At 40.5% G+C, this 16,048-nt stretch carries 13 protein-coding genes; 8 read left to right on the top strand and 5 right to left on the bottom strand.

The features are described 5' to 3' along the window. Positions 1-137: 137 nt before the first annotated feature. Both CSC79_RS14975 and CSC79_RS14980 read left to right on the top strand, forming a co-directional pair. On the top strand, positions 138-1,550 hold the full coding sequence (locus CSC79_RS14975; RefSeq protein ID WP_099296553.1) for an MBOAT family O-acyltransferase: 1,413 nt from the start codon (positions 138-140) through the stop codon (positions 1,548-1,550). Then, the gene (locus CSC79_RS14980) at positions 1,525-2,745 is read left to right on the top strand and encodes a hypothetical protein (RefSeq protein WP_099296554.1); all 1,221 of its coding nucleotides are present in this window, start codon (positions 1,525-1,527) and stop codon (positions 2,743-2,745) included. The genes CSC79_RS14975 and CSC79_RS14980 overlap by 26 nt, the downstream gene beginning before the upstream one ends. Before the next feature lie 53 nt (positions 2,746-2,798). Here the strand turns inward: CSC79_RS14980 and CSC79_RS14985 are convergent, their stop codons facing one another. Both CSC79_RS14985 and CSC79_RS14990 read right to left on the bottom strand, forming a co-directional pair. After that, positions 2,799-4,970 carry an exonuclease domain-containing protein gene (locus tag CSC79_RS14985; RefSeq protein WP_099296555.1) on the bottom strand — a complete coding sequence of 724 codons (2,172 nt, stop codon included), beginning with the start codon at positions 4,968-4,970 and terminating at the stop codon, positions 2,799-2,801. An 82-nt stretch (positions 4,971-5,052) separates the two neighbouring features. After that, positions 5,053-6,081: a substrate-binding domain-containing protein gene (locus CSC79_RS14990; RefSeq protein WP_099296556.1), complete on the bottom strand. Its 1,029-nt coding sequence runs from the start codon at positions 6,079-6,081 to the stop codon at positions 5,053-5,055. 202 nt (positions 6,082-6,283) lie between these two features. Between CSC79_RS14990 and CSC79_RS14995 the strand changes: the two genes are divergently transcribed. The 6 genes from CSC79_RS14995 to CSC79_RS15020 all read left to right on the top strand — a co-directional run bounded on the left by CSC79_RS14995 (position 6,284) and on the right by CSC79_RS15020 (position 13,145). Next, complete coding sequence (locus tag CSC79_RS14995) at positions 6,284-6,814, top strand: hypothetical protein (protein WP_099296557.1); 531 nt, start codon at positions 6,284-6,286, stop codon at positions 6,812-6,814. 499 nt (positions 6,815-7,313) lie between these two features. Next, a complete protein-coding gene (gene betI / locus CSC79_RS15000) occupies positions 7,314-7,904 on the top strand; it encodes a transcriptional regulator BetI (protein WP_099296558.1) in 591 nt (196 codons plus the stop codon). A gap of 1 nt (position 7,905) precedes the next feature. Beyond that, a complete protein-coding gene (gene betB / locus CSC79_RS15005) occupies positions 7,906-9,369 on the top strand; it encodes a betaine-aldehyde dehydrogenase (RefSeq protein ID WP_099296631.1) in 1,464 nt (487 codons plus the stop codon). Then, entirely contained in the window at positions 9,369-11,039 is a 1,671-nt protein-coding gene (gene betA, locus CSC79_RS15010) for a choline dehydrogenase (RefSeq protein WP_099296559.1), read from the top strand. The genes betB and betA overlap by 1 nt, the downstream gene beginning before the upstream one ends. A gap of 171 nt (positions 11,040-11,210) precedes the next feature. Beyond that, positions 11,211-12,428, top strand: coding sequence for a BCCT family transporter (locus CSC79_RS15015; RefSeq protein WP_099296560.1), 1,218 nt, complete (start codon positions 11,211-11,213; stop codon positions 12,426-12,428). A gap of 9 nt (positions 12,429-12,437) precedes the next feature. After that, positions 12,438-13,145: a TorF family putative porin gene (locus tag CSC79_RS15020; protein ID WP_099296561.1), complete on the top strand. Its 708-nt coding sequence runs from the start codon at positions 12,438-12,440 to the stop codon at positions 13,143-13,145. Between the two features lie 395 nt (positions 13,146-13,540). On the opposite strand, the gene CSC79_RS15025 is transcribed toward CSC79_RS15020, so the two are convergent. Genes CSC79_RS15025 through CSC79_RS15035 form a run of 3 tightly spaced genes read right to left on the bottom strand, consistent with a single transcriptional unit; the run spans position 13,541 to position 15,998 of the window. Beyond that, positions 13,541-14,788 (bottom strand): hypothetical protein, encoded by a 1,248-nt coding sequence (locus CSC79_RS15025; RefSeq protein ID WP_099296562.1) that lies wholly within the window; start codon positions 14,786-14,788, stop codon positions 13,541-13,543. Further along, positions 14,785-15,621 (bottom strand): ABC transporter ATP-binding protein, encoded by an 837-nt coding sequence (locus CSC79_RS15030; protein ID WP_099296563.1) that lies wholly within the window; start codon positions 15,619-15,621, stop codon positions 14,785-14,787. Before CSC79_RS15030 ends, CSC79_RS15025 begins: the two co-directional genes overlap by 4 nt. Beyond that, positions 15,618-15,998 carry a GntR family transcriptional regulator gene (locus tag CSC79_RS15035; RefSeq protein ID WP_099296564.1) on the bottom strand — a complete coding sequence of 127 codons (381 nt, stop codon included), beginning with the start codon at positions 15,996-15,998 and terminating at the stop codon, positions 15,618-15,620. Before CSC79_RS15035 ends, CSC79_RS15030 begins: the two co-directional genes overlap by 4 nt. Positions 15,999-16,048: the final 50 nt, after the last annotated feature.

The following is a 16,048-nucleotide window of genomic DNA, read 5'->3' on the forward strand; positions in this document are numbered from 1 at the left end:
TTTAACTAATTAATGATTGAATGATTTTGAACCTACTTTTTAGTGGGCTGGCCAAACTCGTTCTAAAAAAAGGAAATCAGCATGTTTACACTGTTTCATAACGCTGCTACCAGGCTTGCTATAAAAAAGGTGGCTATATGATATTTAATACCCCCATATTCTTTTGGTTTTTTGCCATCTTTATTTTGTTTTATGGATTTGTGTTTTTAAAACAAAAACCCAAAGTTTATTTAATTCTAGTAGGTAGTTTGGTGTTCTATGGCGCATGGAACTACAGCTTTATTCCTTTGCTGGTAGGCAGTGGGTTGGCGGATTACTTTATTGCCCAAGCGATTTATAAAGCGCCAACGCAGCAACGCAAGAAGCAGTGGGTCACGCTTTCAATTGTTTTAAATTTAGGTCTTTTGGCGGTATTTAAATACGCTGATTTTGCACTGAACTCGGTGTCAGAACTACTGACTACGCTGGGCTATCATGCTTCATTAGACACATTGGGTTGGGTGCTTCCCGTTGGTATCTCTTTTTATACCTTTCAGAGTTTAAGTTACACCATTGATGTCTATCGCGGTGATATGAAACCACGTAAAGGGCTGGTGGAGTTTGTGGCAGCGTTATCTTTTTTCCCTCAGTTAGTTGCTGGACCTATCTTAAGGGCAAGCCATATATTACCGCAAATGCATGCAATCGCTTTACCTAAATTTACAGCTATTAAGCATGGTTTTTTATTAATAACGGTTGGCCTAATTAAGAAAACAGGCGCAGATATCTTAGCTATTCCGGCGCAGCATGCTTTTGAAGCCAAAGGCCCTATTAGTACTTTAGAGCTTTGGACGGGGGTGCTGGCATTTGCTGGGCAAATATACGGCGATTTTTCTGGTTATACCGATATGGCAATAGGGATTGCATTGATTTTAGGGTTTAGCATTCCGCTCAATTTTAGGGTGCCTTATTTTGCACTTTCTCCAGTTGATTTTTGGCGTCGCTGGCATATTTCGCTTTCTACTTGGTTACGTGATTATTTGTATATATCACTGGGGGGAAATAGGCATGGTAACCGTACACGTAATGTGTTTTTAACCATGTTATTAGGTGGTTTATGGCACGGTGCTGCATGGACCTTTGTTGCATGGGGAGCATTCCATGGTGCCATTATTACTGCTACGCATTATCTTGCAGGGCTTAGAATATTCGCCCGATTTAATCAATCTACAACATGGCTTGTTAACTTTATTAAATGGGCGATCACTTTTTACTTAGTTTTGATTGGTTGGGTATTCTTTGCTGCAAACGACCTTACATCAGCCATTGATATTATTACGAATTTACATGTGCTTAATTCAACTATTGCATCAGGTAATAATGCCATGACTATTTTCATTTTGACCTGTGGGTGGGTGTTATTAGTGCACATTATGGATTTTTATGTAATTAAAGGGGCTGACAAATTGGAAAATAAACCGTGGTTATTCTGGTTGTTAATGATGTTGGGTCAGGGAGTATGTCTATTTATCGGGGAGCCAAGTAATGAGTTTATCTATTTCCAATTCTAATCAGCAAGGTAAGTCACCAATGACATCACAAAAATTATATGGCAAAACAATCTTTGCAATAGGCTTATGTATTGCGTTAGCACTGCTTAGTATACATTTAATTTTGCAAGGAATGGGCGCTAACTCACAAGGGGCGTTAGGCCGAGTTACAGAGTCTCGTGCCGCGCTACCAAAAATAGTGAAAGAGCCAAACGAAGTAGTTATGTTTTTTGGCTCTTCAATGACACGTGCTGGTTTCTCACCTCGTAAATTTGACGCTGATCTAGCCGAGCAGGGCAAGCAGGTTAAGTCGTTTAATTTTGGTTTCGGTGGACTTAACCCGTATTTTCAGGATTTTTTATCACGTCGTATTGCAGATGAGTTTGTCAAAGAAGATCGCAAAATTAAGCTCGCAATGATTGAATTTAACCCTTTTCAAACGACTCAAACACGTTGGAATAATGCATCCCCCGTACTCGATTCGTTTTTAACCTTGCTAGCCAATGATGAAGAGTTAATGGAAATAGCTAAAACGGATTTAACCCGTGGCATCAGGCTTTTTAACATTAAGTATTTACGCGGTAGTATTTCGGCTGAAATGATCACCAGCTTTTTTGCTCGGGAGTTATTTCCACCGCAAGCCCATCAAACGTTTAAAGACGATGATGAAATTATTGCTGAGCGTGGTCGTTTAGGGCGTTTATTGGGTGAAAAATTTGATGAAGAATACCCAAATTATAAAGGCGAGGCATGGAGCTACACATGGCAAGGTGGAGGCACAATACCACAAGAACGGTCAGAGGAAACACTAGCCATTTTTGATGACTACTATCGTGTAACGCAGACTGACAACATGATGAAAAACGACCGCCTTAGTCGTATTCGTAGTGCTGATATAGAGGAATTAAATTTTGAGCCTCTGCTGGTTGAGCACTTCATCAATATAATAAAAAACTTTCAACGTGTTTCCGAAAACGTTGAAGTGATGATGCTACCAAAAAATAGTAAATGGATAAAAACCACCCCTGCGGCAGAAAAGCGTTTAGCGGCAGTGGTGAAGCAAATTGAAGAAGCGACAGGGATTAAAATGAAAGATCATCAAAACTTACCACAAATTACGTCGGCTATGTATCGTGACACGACGCACTTATCTCGTTATAGAGGTGACATTGCGTACACTAATTACTTAATACAGCAGTACCAAAATATACTGTGAGGATAAGCCCTCGCCAACGTAAATTAAAACGTTGGCGGGTTTTAACAATGAATTTAGCGCGACGGTGTGGCTTCATTTTGCTGCTCTTTTATTAGTAAAAGCAACTCTGCGGTTGCGGTGGCGTCAGCAAGTGCGCGGTGATGATTAGTGAGCTCTAACTCAAAGTGCTTAGATAAGTTACCTAAAGAATACGATTTAAGACCGGCAAATGCTTTACGTGACTCTACAACCGTACACAGCTTTGGCATTTTAAAGTAGTGACCTGCCATTTCGCACTCTTTGCGGATAAAGCCATAATCAAAATTGACATTATGAGCAACAAAAATACTCCCTTTTAACTTATGTAGCAGGGTGTCAGCTATTTCACTAAAGCGTGGTGCAGTGGCAACCATGGTATCTGTAATACCGGTCAGCGACACTATAAATTTTGGAATCCGCATTTGTGGATTTAGCAGTGTGGACCAAGTTTCGATAACCCTGCCATGTTGTATTTTAACCATGCCGATTTCAGTGATCCTGTTGCCGCCTTTTAAGCTGCCAGTCGTTTCAATATCGACCACGCTGTAAATGCGATTAGGATCATTAACCCAATTAACGGCTGCAATGTGTACATCGAACCCAGAGTTTTTAAGGTTGTCGATGGTGGTCAGCTGATTACGCCTAAGTTTATCACCAGGCGCTTTTACCTCTTCGAAATAGACGGTGCCGTCTTTTAAAATCATTAAGTCTGGGTAGCCGTCTTTAAGTTCTAAAAAACGTAGGCTCATATTTTTTAAGTGGCTTTTTAACGCTGTGATAGGGCTATGTAAAATCAATACTTCTAGTGGCTTTAACAGCTCACTATGCCAACGAAATAAGCCATTTGGTTGATCAAAATAGCGCGCTGCGTTTTTGCATACATACTTTAGTAAATCTTCAGGTGTTTGCCACTGTTCAAATAAAGCATCAATCTGTTGCTGTTGTGTATGATAAAAAGTGTTAGTGCGTAATACGTGTGGGAACAAATCAAATTCATTACACGGTGGGTGAGGGGTTTCTACGTATAGCTCGTGCCAAAATACCAGGCCAAATAGGCTTTGCCAGAGCGTGTTCTCGGTGTTAAATGCTCGCAGACCTTGGTTTTCATAATATTGTGCCACTCCTTGCTCTACATCACCGCGATAAATCTCATCTATTTCGATTACACACTGTGTATCCGCAAGCATGGCACTTAAGCGAGAGCGGGTTTGCTTATTAAACTTACGCATTAAAAAATCATCAGCAAAATACAGCAAATCATCCGTTAGTGGATCTTCAATAATGCTTTCAAGCTCGGCTTTAACCCAGTCTTTATTGCCTTGGCGATATTGCTCGCGTATTTGTATTTCAATCGCTTCAGGGCTGTTTTCACAGGCATTTAAAATACTAAAGCTCAGCGGTGGATCTACTTTTTTGAGCTGCTGATAAAGCCTCAGTAAAAGCTTATTTTTAAGGCTTATTGCCAGTGTGCCTTGTGCGTGTTGCGCCATAACTTCGTGAGCTAAACCTTGGTATTGCTCGTCAGCTGTAATATTTTTAAATGCCAAGCGAAAGCGGTTTAACGCATAGTTCGACTTTGCCTCATCTAAAGTATCAAAGCGTGCCAAGCTCTGAGTATGGCTTTGGCGCGTAGCTCTAACACCTAGATCGCGCAGCACAAAACTGTTTTGATGATTTATATCGCCTTCGCTTAGACGGCCAATGTATAAAAACTCAAAATATTCATACACATCACTGCGATTATTTATAATAAATTGACTGTAGATAGGTGCTAAATATTCGCGATTTTCTCTAAATAAATTTACGGCTTGAATAACAAGCGCTGCCTTCGAGGTGCTTTTTTTTATCACTAATTCAGGATCAAAAGACGCTAATAGTTCAATTAACGCAGGTTTGGTCAAGTGATGTAAAAGAGCGTCGTAGTCGTTATCTGTTGGGTGTGCAATTAGCCCCGTTTGGATTAATTGTTTAATTGCGAGCGGTGCGTTATCTATTTCGGCGTAGTTAAGGGTACTGATCGCAACAAAGCGAGGCTTGCGAGAATAAATACGCGCAAGCATGCATTGAGCCTGCTCGCCAAGTGTATTTACCTTGTTGATAAAATCAGTATGTGTTTGCTCTAATAATTGCCCACATTGCTCATTTATAAAGTCGATGAGTTCTTTAAAATGAGCTAAATAGTATTTCGCGGGTAGTTCTTTTTTCATTAGTCGGCCACACAATATAACTGTATATAAAAACAGTATCTAGTAATTGTAATGCTTTTTCAATAAATCAAAGCATAATAATTTAATGGTTTATAGTACATGTCAGTGCATTTGCTTGTTGGCAATAATGAAAGTCTAAATAATAAAATTCTTTGGCGGGTTTTTTATCATTAACAATTACCTCAAACATTAGTTGAGCGCTTAGCCGGCCCATCTCAAATGGATTTTGTCCAACATTAGCAGATGATAACCCTTGGTGTAACGCGTCTAACTGTATTTGTTCTGTATCTGCTGAGATGATAGTTATTTCATTTAAGGCAAGCGAATCTTTATAAGGGATAAGTAATTCAACGTATTGAGGGTTAAATTGTGCAAACCCTGCCACAGCTACAAAAGCAGGGGGCTGTTTCATTTTTACTATGTTGACAACTTGCTCTAGAGAAAGCCCTCTTTTCCCTAGACTATAAAGGGGGCAGCGGCTAAATTCACTCCAGCCGTTTTGACCCGACAAACGTTGTTCACTTTGCCCCGAAAGAGCAAATCTTACGCCAGCAATTCTTTCGTTTAAGTTAGGCGCAGTCTGATGGCCTGATTGAATGCATATATTTTTAGTGTTTTTATCTGTTATTTGCTTGAGCTGGTTTCCCAGAGCAACACCAAAATCAAAATTATTTGTGCCAACGTAAGCCATTCTGTAACGGCTATCTTTGGGTAGCAAATCGGAGTCAAACGTAATGACTGGGATTTTTTTTTCGTACAGATCTTTAAGTGCGCGATTCACTAGGTAGTCAGAATCTGTTGTTGAAACCAATAAGCCATCGATACCACTTTTAACCATATCATTAATAATTAGAGCTTGTGTGCGAATGTCTTGATAGTCATCAGGCCCATCATATAAGCAAGTGATCTCAGGGTGAGACTTGGCGAAAGCCATACAGCCTTTGTAAGATTGAATATAGAAGCTGTCGTTTTTAGTTTTCCCCACTATACCTATGACAAATTTTGCTTGTAAAAAAAATGGTAAGCAGGCGATTAAACATATCAGTGCACTAAATATTTTGGTTGGATAGCGGCGCGTTGGTTTAGTTAAAAACAAAGATACATGCTCCATAAAAAACGCTTTTTCAAGAATAAAGTATGTTTAGACCGTTTTAGATTAGCACGAAGTTATTTTAATGTTAGCATTTTGCTTACATTTTATGTGTGCGATAAGCCATTCCATATACAAGCTTGGCTACGAATTACACTCAGTGAGATCTAAGAATGACTAGCGAACGTAGTGTATTTAACCAGACCTTATTTAAACCACCGTTATGTTAAAAAACCTCGTTTCTATTTTATTTATCATGCTCTTAGCTGGATGTTCAAGCCAGTACCCTAATCAAACACCTGTAGGAAAGCAGTTCCCAACTGTTAGTGGTGAAAGCCTATCTAAACAAGACATTGTGATACCAGACGACTTTAATAATGAACACTCTTTGTTGTTAATTGGCTACAAACAAGATAGCCAGTTTGATATTGACCGTTGGCTTATAGGCTTAGATATGTCAGGTGTTTCTATTCCAACTTATGAGCTGCCGACTATACAAGGTATGGCGCCGCGTATGTTTAGTACATTAATTGATAACGGCATGCGTAAAGGTATACCTAAGGAACTTTGGGCTGGTGTTATCACAATCTACAAAGACGGTGATAAAGTACAGGCCTTTACAGGAAATGAAAATCCAAACAACTGCCGCGTTGTGCTAATTAATAAAGCAGGAAAAATTCTGTATTTTTATGACCGAGGCTTTTCAGTGTCAGCACTCAATCAGCTAAAAGCAGTGTTGGCAAAAAATAAATAGCCCGATAGGTGGTTTAAAAGCGATTTACACTGCGTTATTGATTTTAAAAATAGAACCACTACTGCGGCAATCAATGCCTTGGCTAAATCGCTTGTAATTTCATCGATGCTCGCACCCTTGGCGAGTTTGAGTATGGCACTAAAATGAACCACAACATCCGATGTGGTTCTCTCAATCTTGATGTAGTGAGCGCTTTATTTTATGAGCTACTTACTGTAAACCTTTTTTGCAATAAACCCTCGTTTAAAGTCATTTTTAAAGTTTTTCTTATTCTTGTTATTTACTCGAAAATACACGCATTTATAAACATTTCATAGAAAAACGACACTTTTAATAATTTTTTTAATCTATTTTTCATATCCGTTTTAGCTGCATTATTACAGGTACTTAGCGGCACTTTAGCCTATTTGGTTTAGGTTGTTCACAGTTTGTCAACCTTGAATTATCAGTTCTATTACTCTAACCTTTATTTTTATTGAACGATCAATTAATAAAAATTATGCCTAAAGTTGGAATGGAGCCTGTCCGTCGTCAGCAGCTAATTGACGCCACGATTGAGTCAGTAGCTGAGCTTGGTTTACAAAGCACAACTATTAATAGCATTAGTAAAAAGGCGGGCATGTCGTCAGGCATTATTAGCCACTATTTTGGTGGCAAACAGGGATTAATTGAAGCGACGGTGCGTTATTTACTCACCAACTTGAAGCATGAACTTATTGATCGCGTTAGTGCAACAACAACACCCACGCAACGCTTGATGTTTATTGTTGAAGCAAACTTCGCTCGTTTACAACTGCAAAGCGACACCACTAAAACGTGGTTAAGTTTTTGGGCGCAGTCAATGCATGATGTGCAATTACACCGCTTACAAAACGTCAATAGCCGTCGCCTGTTAAGCAATTTAACGAGTTCATTCAAGCAATTAATGAACGATGCTGATGCCAAGCTTGCCGCACAGCTATGCGCAGCAATGATTGATGGGCTGTGGTTAAGAGCGGTGTTGAGCAAGTCTGACGAAAATCAATTTGAACATTGCGAGCAATTAGCCAAAGGCTATGTACATTCACTTATCAAACAGTATGGGGCTTAATGTGACAACACCTGTTTATCAAAATTTTATCAACGGTCACTTTTTAAAGAATCAAAGTGGCGATACTTTTGCAGTTAAAAATCCTGCTACAGATGAAGTAATTTACCATGTAGAAGTCGCCGATGCATTTGTACAAAACGCAGCTATTGAAAGCGCCAAACAAGGTTTTGCTGCTTGGTCTGCTATGACGCCAATTGAACGCAGTCGGATTTTATTAAAAGCTGTAGAAATACTGCGCGCACGTAACGATGAGTTGGCAAAAATTGAAGTACTTGATACGGGCAAGCCTTGGCAAGAAGCTGAGTGTGTTGATGTACAAACCGGTGCGGATGTTATTGAGTATTTTGCAGGCCTTGCCCCTGCGCAAGTTGGTCAACAGCAAATGGTCGGTGAAGACTTTTATTATACCCGTAAAGAGCCATTAGGTATTTGTGCAGGCATTGGTGCGTGGAACTACCCGTTACAAATTGCCTGTTGGAAATCAGGCCCTGCGCTTGCTGCGGGTAATGCGCTTATATTTAAACCATCTGAGGAGACACCGCTTGGCGCAATTAAATTAGCGGAAATATTCATCGAAGCAGGAGTCCCTGCAGGTGTATTTAATGTTGTACAAGGTGCGGCTGAGGTTGGCCAATGGTTAACACAAAGCGATGATATCGAAAAAGTATCGTTCACTGGTGAAGTAGGTACAGGGAAAAAAGTGGTCGCAAGTGCAGCAGGCTCGCTTAAAGATGTGACCATGGAGCTGGGTGGAAAATCGCCACTATTGGTATTTGATGATGCTGATATTTCGCAAGCGGTGAGTGCGGCTATGCTGGGTAACTTTTATACTCAAGGCGAAATTTGCACTAACTGCACCCGTATTTATGTCCATAAAAACGTGTATCAGCAATTCATTGAAGAACTTAAAACACGCACTGAACAAAACATTATTGCTGGCGATCCAATGGATCCTGAGGTGAACTTAGGTGCGCTTATTTCAAAAAATCATCACGATTTGGTAATGAGTTACATCGACAAAGGCATTAGCGAAGGGGCAACCTTACTTACGGGTGGTAAAGCTCTAAAACCAGAATCTGCACCGAATGGCTACTTTGTCGCGCCTACGGTCTTTACTGATTGCACCGATAACATGACTATCGTTAAAGAAGAGATTTTTGGTCCTGTAATGAGCGTACTGGTGTTTGATGATGAAGACGATGCAATTCGCCGCGCTAATGACACCCATTTGGGTTTAGCTGCGGGTGTATTTACCAAAGATATTAAGCGTGCACACCGTGTTATTCATCAATTACAAGCGGGTATTTGTTGGATCAACAGCTACGGTAACTCGCCAGCTGAAATGCCTGTGGGTGGTTATAAGCAGTCGGGTATTGGTCGTGAAAACGGTATCGAAACACTTGATCATTACACCCAAACTAAATCAATTTATGTTGGTATGACAGATATAGAGAGCCCATTTTAATGACTGCACAAACTTATGATTACATCATAGTCGGTGCAGGCTCAGCAGGGTGTGTATTGGCTAATCGCTTGTCTGAAGAGAGCAATAATCGTGTTTTATTGTTAGAGACTGGTGGCAGCGATAAAAGCATTTTTATCAAAATGCCAACAGCGCTGTCTATCCCGATGAATACGGATAAGTACGCCTGGCAGTTTCACACCCAAGCTGAACCGTTTTTAGATAACCGTGAAATGCATTGCCCACGTGGCAAAGTACTAGGCGGTTCGTCATCAATTAACGGCATGGTTTACGTACGTGGTCATGCAAAAGATTTTGATGAATGGCAACAACATGGCGCACAGGGTTGGGATTACCAGTCATGCTTGCCGTATTTTCAAAAAGCCGAAACCTTTTATTTAGGCAAAGATGAATACCGTGGCGGTAACGGCCCGCTGGGCGTTAATAACGGTAATGAAATGGCCAATCCTCTGTATAAAGCTTTTATTAATGCCGGTCAGCAAGCCGGTTATGCCGCTACCGATGACTACAATGCAGGGCAGCAAGAAGGGTTTGGGCCAATGCACATGACTGTTAAAGACGGTGTGCGCAGCTCGGCTAGTCGTGAATATTTAGACCCTGTTAAGTCGCGCAGTAACTTAACTATTGTAACGGGTGCATTAGCCGAAAAAGTATTGCTTGAAGGTAAAAAAGCCACGGGTGTTGAGTACAGTATCAATGGTCAAACTAAGCAAGTATTTGCCGCCAAAGAAGTGGTATTAAGTGCGGGGCCTATTGGTTCACCGCATTTATTACAGCTTTCAGGCATTGGTGACAGCGAAACACTTGCAGCAGCAGGCGTTGAACTGAAGCATCATCTACCTGGTGTTGGTCAAAACCTGCAAGATCACTTGGAATTTTATTTTCAATACAAGTGTAAGCAACCTATTACCTTAAACGGCAAGTTAGGGTTAATTTCTAAAGGCCTTATCGGTGCCCGTTGGTTGTTAAATCGCAGTGGCTTAGGTGCAACCAATCACTTTGAGTCGTGTGCGTTTATTCGCTCAAAACCTGGAGTTGAATGGCCTGATCTGCAATATCACTTTTTACCTGCGGCAATTCGCTATGATGGTAAAAGTGCCTTTGATGGACATGGTTTCCAAGTGCATGTGGGTCATAACAAACCTAAAAGCCGCGGGGCAGTATCAATACAGTCAGCCGATGCCAAAGTTGCACCAAAAATTCAGTTTAACTACTTACAGCATCAAGATGATATTGAAGGGTTTAGAGCGTGTGTACGTTTAACCCGTGAAATCATTGAGCAAAACGCATTTGATGACTATCGCGATGATGAAATTCAACCCGGTAAAGACATCCAAACCGATGAGCAAATTGATGCATTTGTTCGCCAAGCTGTTGAGAGTGCGTACCATCCGTCATGTTCATGCAAAATGGGTGAAGATGAGCTAGCCGTCGTGAACTCAAATACACAAGTACATGGCCTAGAAAGCTTGAGAGTGGTTGACTCGTCAATCTTCCCAACCATACCAAACGGTAATTTGAATGCGCCTACCATTATGGTGGCAGAAAAAGCGGCAGACTTAATATTAGGTAAGCCACCACTTACTAAATCGCATGCAGCGGTTGCCATGGAATCACAATGGCAAACAAAGCAGCGTAGCTCGGAGATTTAATAAATACCCAAACTCGCTTCATGAGGTGGTTGGGTATAAACGCCACCTGCAGCATATTTTTGCTGTGGGGCTTGCAGTGGCGCGCACTACAAGTTGTTTGTGGTGCGTTAATGCGAGATAAAACACACGGAGAAAAAATGACATATTATCATTTATTTTGGGGGGCAAATTATGACCTTATGGCTTAGTGCTGGCATTATTTTTACCCTACTGGCAATAATCGCAATTTTAGTAAAATGGGGAAATGTGAAGTGTGTAGGCGTTACACCGGTTAGAACATTTACCTTCATCGCAATCTTATTTACTTCAGGCTTAGACGTCGGCTTGATAATGTTTCCACTAACAGAGTTTGCAGGTTATGCAGACATAAAAGCAAGCCCAGAATATGCGTTTGCCAATCCGATGGCCATTGAGTTTGGTTATTGGGGCTTTCTTATCTGGGGATTTTATTTCCTTACGTGCTTTTATTTCTGTGTAATAGAACCTAAAGTAAAATTTTTCGAAATTCCTTTGGTTAAATTAATCAATAATGTAGTAATTATTGGTACTTGTGCATTTACTGCCTTTTTACTCCTCTCAAACCTACCTTGGTACTTACCTGCGTTAGGTGATGGCGAATCAATTATTCCTTCGTTTTACTTAATCGTCTTTGCAGCGATATGTTTTGCTGTGTATTCAAGCACAGATATTAAATATGTGCGCTTTCTAAGTATCTCTACAACTTGGCTGTTTATTGCTTTAATTGGCTTTATGTGGGTTGGTGCGTTTACAGGCGATAACGGTCAGGTGTCAGACTTTACCAATAACCTTGCGTTAATTGGCAGCTACTTTGGCAACCTAAATGAGTTTATTTTACCGCTGAATGATTACCACGAGTTTTATCTTTTCTGGTGGTTTGCTTGGAGCATAATGATTGGTCAATTTACTTCCCGTTTTGTTGGTGGACTGAAAACCTACCAAGTGCTTGGTGCAATGTTGATTTTCCCTTCAATCCCCATCGCAATTTGGTTCGGTGTGCTTTATCACTATCATGAAGCAGGTATACCGACGCAAGGCATTAAAAATATTGCCATGGTTTTTGTTGGTGTTGTTTTTGTTATCAATTCACTGGATTCACTTATCCGCTTGTACACGGATAACTTAAATATGACGGTAAAACGTTTAGGCAAATTTAACTACATTATCTTAAATGTAGTGGCTCTGACATTGCTAACTTTATTATTTAAACTAAACTTTTTGCAAATACAGTGGGTTGGTGCACTTGTAATTGCGTTGTTCTTTAGTTGCGCAGGGTTTATTGCCTATAGCAAGTTTAAGACTGTGAGTAATATCGATAGCTCGCCAAAAGATAACAAAATTGACTATACAAAAATTGAATCAGTAAGCTAAGGAATTAACATGACAACACAAAAAACACTACTTGCAATAGCACTACCATTTGCTCTTTTTTCAACATCAGCTTTGGCTGATTGGTCAACAACGATTACAGGCGTATCAGACTATACTTTTAATGGTGTGAGCCAAACGCAAAACGACCCAGCAATTCAAGGAAGCCTTGATTATTCATTTGGTGAGTCGGGCATGTATGCTGGAACGTGGGCATCAAACGTGGATTTTGGTGACGATACCAACATTGAGTGGGATGCGTATTTTGGTCGTTATGCACAGTTAAATGATGCGCTAAGCGTTGATTATGGTTTAGCGTACTATAGCTACCATGGGCAAAGCAATTCAAGCGATGGTAACTACTTTGAAGCGTACACTAAGTTTGGTTATGCCAGCGATTTAGGCCAAACAGAACTTAACTTTTGGTACAGCTGGGACTACTTTGGTACTGGTGCTGGGCATGTGATCTCTATGGTTGCACATACCATTGAACTTGCGCCTAATCATGCACTGCGCGCTAGTTTTGATATTTCAAACTCGCTTGATGGCGATAAGTTTGCTTGGGATACCGATGGCAAATCTTACAATCACTATCGCTTAGCCTATCAAACTAGCTTTGAAGGATTTGATATTGAGGTGGCTGCGGAAAACACTAGCCTAGATATTGATACGGCTGATGAGCGCATTGTGCTTTCAATAGGTCGCACGTTCTCACTTTAAACGTTTAAAATTATTTTGTTTAAGCACCAAAACGGCCATATTATATGGCCGTTTTTTTATCTATCAGAATGCTAGGGTCTGTTGACCTTTCAAGGTTAAATTTGCAGCAGTCTGTTTGGTATTTAGGCAAGGCAGCGCCTATGTGGTGTGGTTATTCCCCATAAATAGGCGATAACGCAGCATCAATGCCAAACAGGCGCTGCCCTTCGGGTTCAGCCTGGGGGCAATTTACTCTTTGTTGCCTACATGGATGTAGGTAAGGGGCGCTAGCAGGACGCGGTAGCTTTGCTCGGTTTTGACTTAGCCCACTAGGTTACAAACCTCGCGCCGTGATTAAACCGCCCCTAGTTTGAACAAATTTTAATCCGCAAAGGTCAACAGACCCTAATAACAGACTACATATACCTCACAGTAAAGCGGTTCAATCCAGCCATTGACACGGTATATAGGCTTATTAAAACAAGTACAAATAAGCTATCGCCATGATCGAATATATAGTTCGCTAACCCCATATTAAAACCAAACGCCAAGCAAAGAAATACACTCAATACGTTTATATTTTTGCATACATTACTGATTGCAAAGCTAACCAATACGCCACTAGCGCAGGCTAAAGCATAGCTTAAGGTGTTGAAAATAAATAACTCTTCATAAGGTATAACTAGCGCCAATACAGTGACAAAAAACAAGCTTGCGATCATAATGGCTAATTTTAACGCGCTGTGACTAAGCGCTACTTTTGCGTTGTGGCTGGAGTTATAAATAGGCAGGGTAAATAATAGCTCCCACGAGTTTTGCTTTTGAATTTTACTCCATAAACTTAATGTTACTATGGTGAATAAAAGCAAGGTTAATATGAATACGGCATGCTCTACAATATTAATAAATAAGTTTGCAGCGACAGCCATGGCGCAAAAAAGAGCGATGAGTATCAAATACTGCGATAAGCTTGCGCCAACAAAGTAGCTGAGCGGGAAGAGTTGTTTGTTTATTGCGTTACCGTAATTGGATAAAAAGCCACTGGGTATGGGTGACCAACCAGATTGAAGGCCTTGACGATAGTTAGCCAAAGAGCTTGAGTGCCATCGGTATGCATTGGTAAACGTTTTATGTGCCAAAACAATACCGATAAAACCAAGAGTGCTAACGGGTGCTAGCCAAAGTGGTAGCTGGTCGATTAATACAGAGGTAAGTATGCTAATTAGAAAGAAGATATAACAACTAGCTGTAAATAAACGGCTATTAGAGCGATTTAAAAACCAAATAATAATACCAAGTAGATTCGCTACACAAAGTGTTGTTAGCAGGGCTGCATTACCTGCAATGGTGATACTCAATAAAGCGATTATATTATTGAAGACAAGAAAAGCTTTTCCTTGAAACATGACATGTTTGCAATAATCAGGTACCAATACTTGCCATTCAGTGGCTTGCATTTTTACGCTTTGCCAAGCAACAGCGCTGTACATACAGATAGTGGAGAACAAGATCATTAATTCGAGTAGCTCTTCATCCATCCCGGTTGCTACTAAGCACAGTAAAGTAGATACAAGGGCTGCTATAAAATAACTGGCGCAGCCAGGTTCTTTAAACCATAGGCTGGTTATACCTTGATACCAAGGTCGATTAACTACTTGCATCATCCATGCAGCTCCACAAATAATTGCTCTAATGACAGTGTATTAGTTGCAATAGCGCCTGGAATTGTATCGCCTGTGTATCCATAGATGATGGCACTGTTTTTTTGTAAATTAAGTACGTTATAAGCGCTTAAATCGATACCTGAGTCAGAAAAACTAATTTTTCTAACCGTATCACGAATTAAATCGAGTTCATCCATGATCAATAGTTCGCCATCTTTTATCAATGCAATATGACTGGCAACGCGCTCGATATCAGACGTTATATGTGATGAAAATAAAATTCCTGAATCAGAGTCGAGTGCCAAATCAAATAAATCGCCCATAAACTCACGACGTGCGATGGGATCTAAGCTCGCGACAGGTTCATCTAGTATTAGTAACTGTGGGCGATAGGCCATGGCCATGATAAGCGCCAATGTTTGACGTTGGCCTATCGATAAGTTGTTTATGGCAGCGCTTGGGTCAAGATCAAACCGTTTAAGCCATTTATTTTCAAGTTCGCAATCCCAATCAGGATAAAAACTGCGGTGTAAGGCGAGGGCATCTGCGATTTTAAAGCCTTCATAGCCGAAGGTTTGTTGCGCAACATAGCCAATCCTTGCTTTACTCTGGGCGCTAAGTTGATCACTTTTTTCGCCAAAAACGTAAACGTTGCCTTGTTCAGGTGTTAAAAGTCCTAGCGCTGAACGTAATAAAGTTGTTTTACCAGCTCCATTTTTACCCAATAAACCGACCACCATGCCTGGTTCTATTTCAAGGTTTACATCATTTAATATTTGGCGTTGCTGGTAGCTTTTACAGACATTTTGATAACAAAGAAGTGGCTGTGTCATTGTTCTAATTCCCACCGTTTTTTTATAAGTTCGACTAAAGTTGTTTGCGGTACATCTAGCTGCTTGGTTTGTTGGATAAGCTGATCAATGGCTTTATAAAGTAAGGCTTCTTGTTGATCTGATTGCTGGGCTATATTTTGCGCAACACGAGTGGCTTGGCCACGGCGACGTTCAAGCCAGCCTTGATCAACTAACTGGCCGATTGCTCTTGATACTGTCATAGGGTTGACAGCGAAGTGATCGGCTATTTTTCGCACCGAAGGTAACTCGTCCCCAGTTGCTAATTGGCCGCCCACAATCAAGCGCACAATTTGCTCATGCAATTGTTTGTATATTGGATCGCCACTATTAGGGTTGACATTAATAAATTCTAGCATTATTCTTTCTCTACTGTATTAATACATTAATACACCGATACACTACATAC

This window comes from Pseudoalteromonas sp. 3D05 (assembly GCF_002723455.1).
Taxonomy (GTDB): Bacteria; Pseudomonadota; Gammaproteobacteria; order Enterobacterales; family Alteromonadaceae; genus Pseudoalteromonas.

Coding starts and splice junctions, on each gene's coding strand:
- betA (WP_099296559.1), top strand. CDS start 9,369: ATGACTGCACAAACTTATGATTACATCATAGTCGGTGCAGGCTCAGCA.
- CSC79_RS14975 (WP_099296553.1), top strand. CDS start 138: ATGATATTTAATACCCCCATATTCTTTTGGTTTTTTGCCATCTTTATT.
- CSC79_RS14980 (WP_099296554.1), top strand. CDS start 1,525: ATGAGTTTATCTATTTCCAATTCTAATCAGCAAGGTAAGTCACCAATG.
- CSC79_RS15025 (WP_099296562.1), bottom strand. CDS start 14,788: ATGATGCAAGTAGTTAATCGACCTTGGTATCAAGGTATAACCAGCCTA.
- CSC79_RS15020 (WP_099296561.1), top strand. CDS start 12,438: ATGACAACACAAAAAACACTACTTGCAATAGCACTACCATTTGCTCTT.
- CSC79_RS15035 (WP_099296564.1), bottom strand. CDS start 15,998: ATGCTAGAATTTATTAATGTCAACCCTAATAGTGGCGATCCAATATAC.
- CSC79_RS14990 (WP_099296556.1), bottom strand. CDS start 6,081: ATGGAGCATGTATCTTTGTTTTTAACTAAACCAACGCGCCGCTATCCA.
- betI (WP_099296558.1), top strand. CDS start 7,314: ATGCCTAAAGTTGGAATGGAGCCTGTCCGTCGTCAGCAGCTAATTGAC.
- CSC79_RS14995 (WP_099296557.1), top strand. CDS start 6,284: ATGTTAAAAAACCTCGTTTCTATTTTATTTATCATGCTCTTAGCTGGA.
- CSC79_RS15030 (WP_099296563.1), bottom strand. CDS start 15,621: ATGACACAGCCACTTCTTTGTTATCAAAATGTCTGTAAAAGCTACCAG.
- CSC79_RS14985 (WP_099296555.1), bottom strand. CDS start 4,970: ATGAAAAAAGAACTACCCGCGAAATACTATTTAGCTCATTTTAAAGAA.
- CSC79_RS15015 (WP_099296560.1), top strand. CDS start 11,211: ATGACCTTATGGCTTAGTGCTGGCATTATTTTTACCCTACTGGCAATA.